The 12,112-nt window shown below is 72.9% G+C and carries 11 protein-coding genes; 5 read left to right on the forward strand and 6 right to left on the reverse strand.

The genetic code is table 11. The features are described from left to right. Window positions 1–98 precede the first annotated feature (98 nt). Window positions 99–596 carry an ankyrin repeat domain-containing protein gene (locus QE401_RS05125; RefSeq protein ID WP_307137185.1) on the forward strand — a complete coding sequence of 166 codons (498 nt, stop codon included), beginning with the start codon at window positions 99–101 and terminating at the stop codon, window positions 594–596. Between the two features lie 122 nt (window positions 597–718). Here QE401_RS05125 and cuyB read toward each other — a convergent pair whose 3' ends face one another. Together cuyB and QE401_RS05135 are read right to left on the reverse strand one after the other, a co-directional pair. Further along, on the reverse strand, window positions 719–1,441 hold the full coding sequence (cuyB, locus tag QE401_RS05130; protein ID WP_307137186.1) for a cysteate racemase: 723 nt from the start codon (window positions 1,439–1,441) through the stop codon (window positions 719–721). Then, window positions 1,438–2,199, reverse strand: a complete 762-nt coding sequence (locus tag QE401_RS05135) for a sulfite exporter TauE/SafE family protein (RefSeq protein ID WP_307137187.1) — start codon at window positions 2,197–2,199, stop codon at window positions 1,438–1,440. Before QE401_RS05135 ends, cuyB begins: the two co-directional genes overlap by 4 nt. A gap of 80 nt (window positions 2,200–2,279) precedes the next feature. Here QE401_RS05135 and QE401_RS05140 point away from each other — a divergent pair, with 80 nt between their 5' ends. Both QE401_RS05140 and QE401_RS05145 read left to right on the forward strand, forming a co-directional pair. Further along, window positions 2,280–3,101, forward strand: coding sequence for a TSUP family transporter (locus QE401_RS05140; RefSeq protein WP_475638072.1), 822 nt, complete (start codon window positions 2,280–2,282; stop codon window positions 3,099–3,101). A gap of 87 nt (window positions 3,102–3,188) precedes the next feature. Then, the gene (locus tag QE401_RS05145; protein ID WP_307137189.1) at window positions 3,189–4,103 is read left to right on the forward strand and encodes a cation diffusion facilitator family transporter; all 915 of its coding nucleotides are present in this window, start codon (window positions 3,189–3,191) and stop codon (window positions 4,101–4,103) included. Window positions 4,104–4,109: 6 nt separating this feature from the next. Here QE401_RS05145 and QE401_RS05150 read toward each other — a convergent pair whose 3' ends face one another. After that, a complete protein-coding gene (locus tag QE401_RS05150; RefSeq protein ID WP_307137190.1) occupies window positions 4,110–5,729 on the reverse strand; it encodes a YcjF family protein in 1,620 nt (539 codons plus the stop codon). A gap of 70 nt (window positions 5,730–5,799) precedes the next feature. Here QE401_RS05150 and QE401_RS05155 point away from each other — a divergent pair, with 70 nt between their 5' ends. Continuing rightward, window positions 5,800–6,564 carry a hypothetical protein gene (locus QE401_RS05155; RefSeq protein WP_307137191.1) on the forward strand — a complete coding sequence of 255 codons (765 nt, stop codon included), beginning with the start codon at window positions 5,800–5,802 and terminating at the stop codon, window positions 6,562–6,564. Window positions 6,565–6,610: 46 nt separating this feature from the next. On the opposite strand, the gene QE401_RS05160 is transcribed toward QE401_RS05155, so the two are convergent. The 3 genes from QE401_RS05160 to QE401_RS05170 all read right to left on the reverse strand — a co-directional run bounded on the left by QE401_RS05160 (window position 6,611) and on the right by QE401_RS05170 (window position 10,286). Next, window positions 6,611–9,157, reverse strand: a complete 2,547-nt coding sequence (locus QE401_RS05160) for an ATP-binding protein (RefSeq protein WP_307137192.1) — start codon at window positions 9,155–9,157, stop codon at window positions 6,611–6,613. A 46-nt stretch (window positions 9,158–9,203) separates the two neighbouring features. Further along, window positions 9,204–9,773, reverse strand: a complete 570-nt coding sequence (locus QE401_RS05165; protein ID WP_307137193.1) for a cache domain-containing protein — start codon at window positions 9,771–9,773, stop codon at window positions 9,204–9,206. Window positions 9,774–9,929: 156 nt separating this feature from the next. Beyond that, complete coding sequence (locus QE401_RS05170; RefSeq protein WP_307137194.1) at window positions 9,930–10,286, reverse strand: hypothetical protein; 357 nt, start codon at window positions 10,284–10,286, stop codon at window positions 9,930–9,932. A 194-nt stretch (window positions 10,287–10,480) separates the two neighbouring features. Here QE401_RS05170 and QE401_RS05175 point away from each other — a divergent pair, with 194 nt between their 5' ends. Beyond that, window positions 10,481–11,962: an amidase gene (locus QE401_RS05175; protein WP_307137195.1), complete on the forward strand. Its 1,482-nt coding sequence runs from the start codon at window positions 10,481–10,483 to the stop codon at window positions 11,960–11,962. The last annotated feature ends 150 nt before the right edge of the window (window positions 11,963–12,112 follow it).

Raw genomic sequence — 12,112 nt, forward strand, 5'->3', positions numbered from 1 at the left:
GGTCAGGCTCGCGCTGCGGCGCGGCCTTGTCCAGGCCACCCCTTCCCCAGCCCGCGCGCCCGGCCCCATATCGGCGGGGACAGACAGCAGGAGACGCCATGACCCAGGATGATCCCGAGGCGCTGCGGGCGCTGGCCGAGAAGCTGTTCGACGCCGCCCGCGCCGGCGACACGGCCACGCTCGCCCCGGCGCTGGAGCACGGGCTGCCGGCCGATCTGCGCAACGAGAAGGGCGACAGCCTGCTGATGCTGGCCGCCTATCACGGGCAGGAGGCGGCGGTGCGCCTGCTGCTGCAACGCGGCGCCAACCCGAACCTGGCCAATGACCGCGGCCAGCTGCCGCTGGCCGGGGCGGTGTTCAAGGGCGCCAGCGGCGTCGTCCAGGCCCTGCTGGAGCATGGTGCCGCGGTGGACGCCGCCGGGCCCGATGGCCGCACGCCCCTGATGATGGCGGCCATGTTCAACCGCGACGAAATGGTGGAGGCGCTGCTGCAGGCGGGTGCCAACCGGAACGCGCAGGACGCCGCGGGGGCCACGGCGGCGCAGATGGCGCGGGCGATGGGCGCGCGGAATGCCTTGAGTTTGCTGGAAGAGTAAGACGTTCTTTTTTGAAAAAAAGAACCAAAAAACTTTTGTCAGTTGGCGTCCCGCGTATGGCCTGAGGCGGGACGCCAAACTGAAGAAAGTCTTTTTGCTTCTTTTTCTTCAGAAAAAGAAGATCACTTCCCTGCCCATTTCAACGCCGCCAGCGCCAGCGCATCGATCGTATCCACCAGCGGCAGACCGATCTCCGCCGAGGGCCCCGCCTGGATGCCGAGCGGGATTTCCGTGCAGCCCAGCACCACCGCCGCCGCGCCGCGCGCCTTCAGCCGCGCCGCCGCCTCAGCCAGCGGCGAATAGGCCTCGGCCACCCGGTTCGCCTTCACCAGCGCGATGCCGGGGGAGACGAGGTCGCGCATCTCCGCCTCGTCCGGGGTGATGACGCTGTAGCCGCGCGCCTCCAGCCGCGGCTGGTAGAGCCGCATGGCCAGCGTGCCCGCCGTCGCCAGCAGCCCGATGCGTCCCGAGGCGACGCCCTGCCGCGCCAGCTCCTCCGCCGCGGCGTCGACGATGTGCAGGATGGGCAGGGGGGTCGCCGCCTGCATCGCCTCGTACCAGCCATGGGCGGTGTTGCAGGGAATGGCGATGGCGCCGCAACCGGCGGATTCGAGCCCGGCGATGCCGCGCAGCAGCCAGGGCAGCGGGTCCTCGCCACCCGCCAGCCGCGCGGCGGTGCGGTCGGGGATGCGCGGGTCGGACCAGAGCAGCGCGGGCAGGTGGTCCTGGTCGCGCTCGGCCGGGGTCAGCAGCGTCAGCCGCAGCATGAACTGGGCGCTGGCCAGCGGCCCCATGCCGCCCAACACGCCCAAGAAGGGCACGCCCAGGAAGGGAGCGCCGCTCACAGCCCGAGCCCATCCGCCACCAGCTTGATGCCGGTGGCCGCCAGAAGAACATGGATCACGCGGTAGAAGACCTTGTCGCTGATACGCCCCTGCAGCCAGACGCCGAGCCGCACGCCAATCGGCGCCAGCGGCAGCAGCACTAGGCTGGTGAGCAGATTGCCCGGGCTGAGCTGCCCGAGCGCCGCATAGGGCACCAGCTTGACGTAATTGACCACCCCGAAGAACACGACGGTGGTCGCCGCCAGCTGCGCCCGCTCCAGCCGCAGCGGGTAGAGATAGACCGCCAGCGGTGGCCCGCCCGCATGGGCGATGGTGCTGGTGAAGCCGGAGATGGCGGACCAGAACCCGCCTTTGATCCGGTTCGGCGCGGCGGGCGGCGGCGGCGTGCCATGCCGCGCCAGCCAGAGATTGCGCGCCAGGAAGGCCAGCGCGATGACCCCCACCATCAGCTTGGTCATGCGGTCGCTCATCAGCCCGAAGGCCAGGCTGCCGAGCGCGATGCCGAGCAGCCCGCCCGGGATGATCGCCCGCATCTCCCGCAGGCTCCAGCGCCCCCACCAGGCGCGCAGGCCGGCGATGTCCATGGCGCAGAGCACCGGCAGCGAGATGGCCGCGGCCTGCGGCGCCGGCAGCAGCAGCGCCATGGCCGGCACCGAGAGATTGCCGCCGCCCGAGGCAAAGCCGCCCTTGCTGATACCGGTCACCAGCAGCGCGGGCACGGCCAGGGCGTAGAACCAGGGATCGGTGATGAGGGGCACGGGCTGACGGAACCGGGGCAGGGGTGTAAGCACAGGGTGCAACGCCCCCTTCCTGCCGCCAAGGTCCAAGAATGCTCCATATGTCCGACCCGCTCTGGCTCGCGGGCCTCGCCCTCGTCATGGCCGTGACCGGTCTCCTCTCCGGCACCCTGGCCGGGCTGCTCGGCGTTGGCGGCGGCATCGTCATCGTGCCGGTGCTGTTCAACGTCTTCCCGCTGCTCGGCATTCCGGAGACGGTGCAGATGAAGCTGGCGGTGGGCACCAGCCTCGCCACCATCATCCCGACCTCGATCGTCTCGGCGCGCAAGCATCACGCCAAGGGCGCCATCGACACCGGGCTGCTGAAGGCGATCTGGCCGTCCATGATCATCGGCGTCGCCATCGGCACGGTGGCGGCGATCTGGCTGCATGGCGATGCGCTCTCGGCGGTGTTCGCCACCATCGCGCTGCTGGTGGCGATCAACATGGGCTTCACCGGCGTCGACTTCAAACTGCGCGACACCACGCCGCGCGGCCCCGGCCTGTGGGGCATTGGCGGCTTCATCGGCACCGTCTCGGCCATGATGGGCATTGGCGGCGGCACGGTGGGCGTGCCGATCCTGTCGATGTTCGGCACGCCGATCCGCTCGGCCGTCGCCACCTCCTCGGTCTTCGGGCTGATCATCTCGATCCCGGCCACGGTGGGCTTCATCTATGGCGGCTGGGGCGCGCAGGACCTGCCGCCCTTCTCGCTGGGCTATGTGAACCTGATCGGCTTCGCGCTGATCGTGCCCAGCTCGATCCTGGCGACGCCCTGGGGCGTGCATCTGGCGCACACCATCCCGCCGCTGGCGCTGAAGCGCGCCTTCGCCGTGTTCCTGGCGGTCACCGCCATCCGCATGTTCTACGGGCTGATCTTCTGACGCCGAGATGACCGGGCGCGGCCTCCGCCGCCGCGCCCGGCCATGCTACAGCCCTCGCCGGAGCCGAAGCGGGCGAGGGAGGCGGCGTTGGCGAGTCGGGATGACGGAAGGGCGGAACGCAGGACCCTGATCGTCTCGATCCTGCTGACCATCCTGCTGGCGCTGGCCGGCATCGCCTGCGGCCTGCTGATCAATTCCAGCTCCATCCTGTTCGACGGCGTCTATTCGCTGGCCGATGCGGCGCTGACGCTGCTGGCGCTCGGCGTCTCCGTGCTGCTCGACCGCGGCGAGACGCGGCGCTTCCAGTTCGGCTTCTGGCATCTGGAGCCGATGCTGGTGCTGCTGAACTCCACCGTGCTGGCCATGTCCTGCGGCTATGCGCTGCTCGGCGCGGTGAACGACCTGCTGGGCGCCGGGCGCAGCGTCGCCTTCGGCCCCGGCCTCTGGTACGCCGCCGGCTCCGGCGCCGCCGCCCTGGCGCTGTTCCTGGTGATGCGCCGCCGCGCCCGCCGGCTCGGCTCCGAGCTGCTGGCGATGGATGCGCGGGGCTGGCTGGTCTCCGGCCTGCTCAGCCTGGCGCTGGGGGCGGGTTTCCTGGCGGCCGGCGCGCTGCAGGGCACGCGGCACGCGGCTCTGGTGCCCTATCTGGACCCCGCCGTGCTGGCGGCGCTGGGCCTCATGCTGCTGCCGGTGCCGCTCGGCGCCGCCTGGCGCGCCGGCAAGGAGATCCTGCAGCTGGCTCCGGCCGGGCTGGATGGCGAGGTGCGGGCCCTGGCCGCCGGCATCGCCGCGCGGCATGGCTTCGAGGCCTACACCACCCATGTCGCCAAGACCGGGCGGGTGCGCTTCGTCGACATCACCTTCCTGGCCGGCCCGGCGCTGGCGGCGAAGCCGCTGCGGGAATTCGAGGCGATCCGCGCCGAGATCGCCGCGGCGCTGGGGGCGGAGCCGCCCGGCCACTGGCTGAACATCGACTTCACCACCGACCGGCGCTGGCTGTAGCGCGCCTCAGGCGCCGGCCGGCGGCGCCTTCTCCTTCTCGCCCCAGCTTTCCCAGAATTTGCGGAAGCCTTCCTGCAGCTCGCTGCCCTCGGGCATGTGCCCGCGCGCGGCGTGGAAGCGGCAGAGATATTCGGTGAAGCCATAGCCGAGGCCATAGGTGGTGCTGCCGGCGACGGCGGCGGTGATGGCGCCGCCGGCCAGGCTGCCGAGTCCCGGGATCAGCTTCAGCACCTGCCCCGCCACCATGCGCCCGCCGGCCGAGGTGGCCAGCGCGCCCGCCAGGCTCGCCGCCATGGCCAGCATGTTCTTCTGGTCCATGGTGACGCCCATCGCCACCGCGATGGCGGCCACCATGCCGACATTCACCGCGAAGATGCCGGCGGCATCGGCCACCGGCACCGGCACGGCAGCCGCCGCCGCGGCCGAGGCGGCGGCGCCGGCGGCGAGCTTCAGGGCGCGCCGGCGCTTGCGCTCCACATCCACCTGCTGGGCGGCGATGAAGGCGGCCTGGCGCGCCTCGGGCAGCAGCGCCTCGGTGACGCGGATCAGCTCGTCCAGGCCGAAGGGCGGGCGGTCATCCCAGGGCTCGGCCAGCACGCGCACGATCTGCCGCGCCTCCGGGATCTCGGCGCGCACCGTGTCCTGGAAGGCGCGCGGGCCGATCGCCTTGGTCAGGATCGCCACCGTCGGGATGCCGTGCCGGGCGCAGAGCCTGGCCACCTGGCGCTCGCCCTCCTCGACCCGGGTGCCCGGCTCGCTGATGCACAGCCACAGGATGTGGATGCGCTGGTCGAACTGGCCGGTGGCGTTGGCGCGCTCGATCTCCGCCTCCAGCGCGGCCAGCGTCGCGTGGTAGGCCTCCATCTCCAGCCCCTTGGTGTCGCAGAGGCGCACCGGCAGGGCCGGGGGCTCATACCAGGCGATGTCCTGGGTGACGGGGCGGCCCATGCCGGTCAGCGCCACATTGTGGCCGAACACGGCGTTCACCAGCGTGCTCTTGCCCACCCCGGTCTTGCCGGCCAGCAGGATGTTCACCTTGCCCATGCGCTGCCTCTCCTCCTCCGCCCGCTTCTGGAAATCGGCGAGCAGCGGGGCGTTGCCGACGAACTGTCCGATGGTGGTGAACAGGTCCTGCACCAGGGGCGTGTCCTTTCGCGTCTTCGCCGTCCATATGGGGGCGCGCAGCGGCAGGCGCATCCGCGCGGCGCGCGCCAGCAGCGGCGCGCGCAGCCGGGCGAGGGCCAGGGCCAGCCCGGCCAGGGGCGAAGGCTCGGCGAGCGATCCGGCCCGTTCCAGCAGCAGCGCCTCCAGCGCCGGCAGGGTGGCGGCGGCGGGCGGGGCGGCGCCGGCCTCGGCCAGGGCGGCGGCGGCGAGGTCGGCCTGCGCCTCGCCATACAAGGCGGGGGCGTGCTGGCGGGCGGCCTGCGCCACCGCCTCGGCCAGCAGCGGGGCCGGGCAGCCCAGCGGCGGCGGCGGCGGCCCCGCGGCCGGCAGCCGGCGCAACGCCGCCTCCAGGGGCGCGCGCGCGGCCGGCCTCACCGCCAGGAACAGCCCGGCCAGATCCAGCAGCCAGTCGGAATGCTCATCCGTAGAGGTGTCGGCGGGCGGGGCGGCGGTCGGGTCCATGCGGGGTCCGGCTTGCATCGGGGGCAGAAGCTAACAAACTCCGCAGCGCGGTCGAGGGAGGCAGGTGGGCATGGCGGAAGGGCCGCTGGGGCGCGGGGCGGAGATGGCCGGGCGGCAGCTGGGCGACTGGGCGGCCGATCGCTGGGGCGCGCCGATCCGCGAGGCCTTCGAGAGCGGCAAGGGCCTGTCCGGCCCGCTGGCCCGCGCCCTGCTGGACGGGGTGGTGGTGGAGCAGGTGGTGGGCGCGGTCTGGCCCTCCTTCCTGGTGCTGGCGGCGCTGCTCGGCCTGCACGCGCTGGCGGTCTGGCTCGGCGCGCCGGAGCTGGAGCGGGTGATGACCGGCCTCGTGGTGTGCAGCGCCCTGCTCTGGACCGTCTATGGCGTCGTGGCAGGGCTGCGCGCCGCCATGCCCATGCTGCGGCTGTGGCTGGTGACGCGGCTCTCGCCGCTGGCCCAGGCGCGGCTGGTGCTGTTCCGGCTGATCCGCGCCGAGCATCGCCGCGCCCGCGCCCTGCTGCCGCAGGACGGGCTGGCCGGCGCCCTGCTGCGCGCCGCGCTGGCCGAGCTGGAGCGGCGGCTCGACCTCACCCCCGAGCGCGCCGCGCATGCGCTGGCCGAGCATCTGGCGCCGATGCTGCTGACGCATCTGCTGGGCCGGCTGGGGCTGCTGGTGGCGCCGGTGGCGGGCGCGCTGGTCTATTACCGCTTCGCCATCTATCCGGGGCTGCTGGCCATGGCCGGGGCGGGGCCCTGGGCGATCGCCCTCTACCCCTTCGCCGCGCTGTCGGACGCGCTGCTCGGCACCGGGCTGCGGGCGGCGCTGCTCGGCCTCTGACGCGGCGGGCCCGCCGCGCCGGCGACCGCCCTGCCTGTGCCGCGCCTCAGGCGGCGTCGCTGCGCGCCTCGCGCATGCGGCGGATGCGCTGCTTCACCGCCTGCAGCAGCAGCTCGGCCCCGTTGCGGTCCTTGACGATCCACTCATCGGCGACCGGGACCTGTGCCGGCCGGTCGTCGCGGGTGAAGACGATGGCATAGGGGCGCGGCCCGGCCCCGGCGCGGCCGGACAGGGCCAGGCCGTTGCCGTCGGGCAGGTTCACATCAATGATCAGGATGTCGAAATGCTCCTCGGCCAGCAGGCGCTGCGCCTCCTCCATGCCATGCGCCGAGCGCAGCACCACCTGCGGCGCCAGCAGCGAGGCCACGACGTGGCAGAGATCGCGGTCGTCATCGACATGCAGGGCGCGCGGCATCTCGCCCTGGCGCAGCACCGGCACCGGCTGCGGCACGCGCGGCCGCAGCAGCGGCAGGGTGATGGTGAAGACGGTGCCGCCGCCCTCGCGCGCCGCGAAGCCGATGCTGCCGGCATGGTGCTCGACCAGCGCCTTGGTGATGGCGAGGCCGAGGCCGGTGCCGCCCTTGGCGCGCCGGTCCGAGCCATCGGCCTGGGCGAAGCGGGAGAAGATGCGGCTGCGGAACTCGGCCGGGATGCCGGGGCCGCGATCGGCCACCGCGATGCGGGCGAGGCCCTCCTCCTCCAGCAGCGACAGGTGCAGCTCGACGCTCTGCCCGACGGGAGAGAATTTGATGGCGTTCGACATCAGGTTGCAGAGGATCTGCATCAGCCGGTTGGCGTCGCCATGGATCGGCGCCGGCACCAGGTCGCCATCCAGCTTCAGCTGGATGCCGAAGCTCGCCGCATAGCCCTCATTCGCCTCCAGCGAGCGCTGCAGGATGGTGGTGAGGTTCAGCTCCGTCCAGTCGAACTGGATGCGCCCGCTCTCGATCTTCTGCAGGTCGAGGATGTCGTTGACCAGCAGCACCAGCCGCTCGCTGTTGCTGAGCGCGATGCCGACCAGCCGCGCCGCCGCATCCGGGATGGTGCCGAGCTTGCCGGCGGAGACCAGGCTCAGCGCGCCGCGGATCGAGGTCAGCGGCGTGCGCAGCTCATGGCTGACGGTGGAGATGAATTCGTCCTTGGTGCGCTCCGCCTCCTTGCGCTGGGTGATGTCGACCATGCTGCAGAGCAGAGCGATCTGGCCGCGCTCATGCACCGGGGTCAGGCTGCATTCGACGGCCACCAGCGTGCCGTCGGCGCGGCGCACCGGCAGCTCCTCCACCCGCGCCGGCAGCGCCGCGCCATCCTCCGCGGTGGCGGGCGCCTCCAGCTGGCGGGTGATCCAGGCCGGATCGGCCAGCAGCTCGCCCATCGGGCGGCCGCGCAGCTCGGCCTCGGCCAGGCCGAGCAGCTCCTGCGCCATGCGGTTGCAGGATTGCACCCGGCCCTCGCGGTCGAGGCCGAGAATCGCATAGGGCGAATGGTCGATGATGATACGGCGCTGCTCCGCCTCCGCCCCTAGCGCCTGCTGCGCGGCCTCGAGCGAGCGGGTGCGCTCGGCCACCTGCTGCTCCAGCCCGCGGCCGAGTGCGGCGAGCCGGCCCAGCATGCGGTCGAGGTCGCGCACCAGGTCGCCGATCTCGCCATGCCGCACCGCGGGCAGGGCGATGGCGGGCAGCGCCGCCTCGCCCTCGCCGGCGGCGACGCTGCGCACCGCCTGGCTGATCTGCGCGATGGGCCGGGTGACGCGCCGCGCCATCCAGCCGCAGAGCAGGATCACCGGCGCCAGGGTCAGCGCCAGCAGCCACAGCGTGGTGTCGCGCTGCTCGCGCAGCACCGCCTCGCCGCCGCCGGCATCGCTGACCACCTGCACCGCCAGGTCGAGGCCACGGAACGGCCCTTCCTCGGCCACCCGCAGGATGTGCTCCTGCCAGATCCTGGGCAGCCCGGCCTCGCCCAGCTGCGCCAGCCGCTGGCCGCCGGCCAGCAGGGTGATGGAGACGCTGCGCGGCGCCAGCAGCCCGCCACCCAGCAGCGGCTCGGGCAGGATGGCGGCGACCACGGCGCCCTCCACCCGGCCGCTGACCAGGCCGGTGACCGGCGTCACCAGCCAGAGCACGTCGCTGCCGGGCAGGCGCCGCGCGGTCTGGCCCTGCTCCAGCAGCCCCTCCAGCGCCAGGTGGGGGGGCAGCGGCTCGGGCTCGTCGCGGCTGGCCGCCAGCCGCGTGCCATCCTGCCCGTACAGGCCGAAGGCCGGGCCGATATGGTGCGCCTGGGCCAGGCTGCGGGTGCTGAGCTGCAGATAGGGGCCGGCGGCGGCGGCGTCCTGCATGCCGCTCTCCACCAGCGGCTCGCGCGCCACGCTGGAGAACAGCATGGCCAGCTCGGCCAGCTCGGCGCTGAGGCGGCGGGCGATGCCCGTGGCCTCATTCGCCAGATCGCGCTGCTGCGAGGCCTGCACGGCCATCTTCACATGCATGTAGCCGAGCATGGCCTGCAGCCCGATGCCGATGATGGCGATCAGCCCGGCGGCCAGGGCGACCTGGGTGGAGAAGCGGCGGAAGGGCCGGACGCGGCGGTTCCACCAGGTCACGGCGCTTCCCCCGGCCGGGTGGCGGAGGCGGGCGGCGTGGGCGGGCTCATTCCCCGCCCCCGTAATAGCCGGCCAGGCAGAACAGGTCGGGGGCGAAGCGCAGCACGTAGCTGACCTTCTCCTCGAAGCGGCCGCTTTCCGGGTTCAGCCAGACATAGCTGACCCAGCCCTCGTCCCGCTCCAGCACCAGCCGGCGCATCTCCAGCGCGAAGGCGAAGCCATGCGCGTCGCGCAGCGCGCTGGCCTGGCGGCCGACCGTGGCCGGGTTGGCGCCGAAGGCCAGGATCTGCAGGTCCATGGTGGCGCAGGCGATGTAGTTCTGCCGGTCGCCGAAGCGGCCCTCCGCCCGGGTGAAATCGGCCATCGCCCGCTCCCGGCCGACGGTGCGGTAATGCGCCAGCGCGTCCTGCAGCAGGGCCTGCACGCGCTGCCGCGCGGCGCGGTCCTGCGGCGAGACGGGCGCCACAGCCGCGCCCTGCGCCGGCCGTTCGGCCGCCGCCGCCTGCGGCAGGGCCAGCGCCGCCAGCACGGACAGGGCGGGCAGGAGGGCCCGTGGCGCGGCGGGCAGGAGGGACAGGAGGGCGGCGGGCCAGGCGGGGCGGGCGGTGGGGCGCATGCGGTCGACCTGCGGCAGGGGACGAGGCGTCCCGGACCGCGCCAGTCTTGCCGAGGAAAGTGAGCAAGCGGTGAAGCGGCGACGCCCGTCGCTGCATCGCCGCAACCACCGGGCCGCGCCGCCGCCCGGCCGCCCGGGGCGGCGGCGGCGCGTGGTTCAGACCGGGGCGGGCGGGCTGATGGCGGCGTAGGCGCCCAGCACGACGATGGCCAGCGCCGCCAGCAGCAGCGGCACCGCCCAGTATTCCATGCGGATGAAGAAGAGGTCGTGCCGCGGCCGCAGCCGGATGCGCTCGCCGGTCTGCGCGTCGATCAGCTCGCGCCCCGGCGCGCCGTTCAGTTTGCGGCCCGACCACCAGACCAGCCAGGCCGACAGCAGCAGCCCGCCGGCCATGCAGGCCAGGGTGGCCGTGGTCGAGCGCGGCAGCACCAGATCCTGCACCGCGATCGCGGCGATGCCGCCGAGCAGCACGATGGGCAGCACCAGGATGCCCCAGCCGCGCCAGATGAGCATGATCGGTTCTCCTCGAAATCCTTCGCCCTTCCTTCGCGCCGCGCGCCGGGCCGCGTCACGCCCCGCGCCCGACACAAACCGGTGACGCCGCGCCTGGCGCGATCAAGGGCGTGCGAGGCGCGGGCCCGGGCGGTGGCTTGACCGGGCGGCGCGCCCCTCTAGCCTCCTGCCCGCAACGGAGCGGGATGCGCGCGATGACACTGGCCATGGGGTGGGAGGAATGGGCGGCGCAGGACGCCACGGCGCTGGCGGAGCGCGTGCGGCGCGGCGAGATCAGCCCGGCCGAGCTGGCGGCCCAGGCCGCCGCCGGCATCGCCCGCACCGATCCGGCGCTGTCGGCCGTGGTCGAGCTGTTCGAGGATGTGGTGGCCGACCCGCTGGCCGATGGCATGGACCCGCAAGGGCCCTTCGCCGGCGTGCCTTATCTGATGAAGGATCTGGGGCCCACCCTGAAGGGAAGGCTGCAGGAGATGGGCTCGCTGCTGATGCGCGGCAACCGCGCCACGGCGGACAGCTACCTGACGCGGCGGCTGCGCAAGGCGGGGCTCAACATCATCGGCCGCAGCACCACGCCGGAATTCGGCGTCTGCAGCTCGGCCGAGAACCCGGCCGTCTATGTCACCCGCAACCCCTGGGACACACGCTACACCACCTGCGGCTCCTCGGCCGGCAGCGCGGCGATGGTGGCCGCCGGCGCGCTGCCGATCTCGCATGCGACGGATGGCGGCGGCTCGATCCGCATCCCCGCCGGCGTCAACGGCATCATCGGGCTGAAGGCCTCGCGCGGCGTGTTCTCCATCGCGCCCGGCGCCTCCGACCTCACCGGCCTGGTCTCCACCCAGGGCTGCCTGACGCGCAGCGTGCGCGACATGGCGCTGTTCGTCGATTCCTGCCGTGGTGGCGCGCCGGGCGAGTTCATGCCCTACTGGACCGCGCCCGAGCCCTATACGACGCTGGTCCAGCGCGACCCGGGCCGGCTGCGCATCGCCCTGTCGCATGAATGGGGCGATTACCGCGCCACGCCGCAGCGGGTCGAGGAGCTGGCGCGCATCGGGCGCTTCCTGGAAGGCCTCGGCCATCATGTCGAATGGGCGCTGCCCAAGGTCGATTTCCGCGCCGCCTTCGCCGCGCAGACGCTGTGCTATGTCAGCAACTTCACCCAGACCATCAACACCATGCTGGCCCCCCTCGGCCTGGAGCGGCCGCCGGAGGACAAGGTGGAGCCGATCAATATCCGGCTCTGGGAGGCGGGGCGCGACATCTCCTATGCCGAGCGCTACCGCATGCAGGCGGCGTTCAACGCGACCGCGCGCGGCTTCGGCGAATTCTTCGAGGCATGGGACATCATCCTGACGCCGATCACCGCGCTGCCGACGCCGCTGATCGGCACCACGGAATACCTGACCACCAGCGACAACCCGGATGTCTGGGACTGGTTCGAGAATCTGTGGCGCAATTTCGCCTACACGCCGCTGACCAATCTCTGCGGCATCCCCGGCCTGTCGCTGCCGCTCGGCCGGCAGGACAACGGCTTGCCGCTCGGCATCCATTTCCAGGCGCGCCAGGCGAATGACGGGCTGCTGCTGCAGCTCGCCGCACAGATCGAGCGCGCCATCGAAGGGCGCTGGAATGAGGGAAGCCGCCCGGCCGTGCATGTGACCACGCCGGCCGCCTGACGGGTGGGGCAGGCGGTGTCCGGCGCGCCCGCCTGCCCAAGCCTTGCGCAGCCCGGCCAATCCGGTGGCGATCAGCGGGCTGTCGCGGTGTTGCGGCGGCGGATCGGGCCGGCCCGCCCCCTGGACGGGGGTGACCGCGCCGGGCAGGCT

This window comes from Pseudoroseomonas cervicalis (assembly GCF_030818485.1).
In the GTDB taxonomy this organism is placed as follows: Bacteria; Pseudomonadota; Alphaproteobacteria; order Acetobacterales; family Acetobacteraceae; genus Pseudoroseomonas; species Pseudoroseomonas cervicalis_A.